This is a genomic window from Caulobacter sp. GW821-FHT12A07 (assembly GCF_058807655.1).
On the sequence record NZ_JBXAQX010000022.1, the window covers coordinates 1 to 1,118 of the forward strand.

The window sequence follows — 1,118 nt, forward strand, 5'->3', positions numbered from 1 at the left end:
CCGCCCGTGTAGCGGGCCGCCAGCTTGGTCGGCAGGGTGTGGTTGGTGCCGATCACCTTGTCGCCGAACGACACATTGGTGCGCGGGCCCAGGAACAGCGCCCCGTAGTTGGTCATGTTTTTCAGGAAGTAGTCCGGGTCACGGGTCATCACCTGCACATGCTCGGAGGCGATCCTGTCGGCGATCTCGACCATCTCCTCGTCGCTACCCGCGAGGATCACCTGGCCGAAGCTCTCCCAGGCCCGGCGGGCGATGGCGGCGGTGGGCAGGATCTCGAGCAGCTTCTCGACCCAGGCGATGGTGTCTTCGGCCAGCTTTTGCGAGGTGGTCAGCAGGATGGCCGGGCTGTCGGGGCCGTGCTCGGCCTGGCCCAGCAGGTCGGTGGCGCAGAGCTCGCCATCGACGGTGTCGTCGGCGATGACCAGGGTCTCGGTCGGGCCGGCGAAGAGGTCGATGCCCACCCGGCCGAACAGCTGGCGCTTGGCCTCGGCGACATAGGCGTTGCCGGGCCCGACCAGCATGTCGACCGGCGCGATGGTCTGGGTGCCCAGGGCCATGGCCGCCACGGCCTGCACCCCGCCCAGGGTGTAGATCTCATCCGCCCCTGCAAGAGCCTGGGCCGCGACGATGGCCGGGGCCGGCTTGCCGCCGAACGGCGGGGCGCAGGTCACCACGCGCGGCACGCCGGCCACCTTGGCCGTCAGCACCGACATGTGGGCCGAGGCCAGCAGCGGATACTTGCCGCCCGGCACGTAGCAGCCGGCGGCGTTCACCGGCAGGTTCTTGTGGCCCAGGATCACGCCCGGCAGGGTCTCGACCTCGACGTCCTTCATAGAGTCGCGCTGGATCTGGGCGAAGTTGCGCACCTGGGTCTGGGCGAACTCGATGTCCTTCAGATCACGGTCCGACAGCTGGTCCATGCACGCCTGGATCTCGGCCGGCGACAGACGGTAGCTCTCGCGGTCCCAGCCGTCGAACTTCGTCGACAGCTCGCGCACCGCCGCATCGCCCCGCGCCGCCACGTCGGCCAGGATCCCCTCCACCGTCTCGCGCACCGCACGGTCCGCCGCCGCCACAACGCCCGCGTCCGCACCGCTCTTCAACCACTTCGCCATGGC

1 protein-coding gene is annotated in these 1,118 nt (G+C 69.7%); it reads right to left on the minus strand.

Annotation, left to right across the window (positions count from 1 at the left end):
• Positions 1-1,055: histidinol dehydrogenase (hisD, locus tag AC1RRS_RS24860; RefSeq protein ID WP_492857500.1), on the minus strand; the 1,055-nt coding region annotated here is incomplete at its 3' end.
• Positions 1,056-1,118 lie beyond the last annotated feature (63 nt).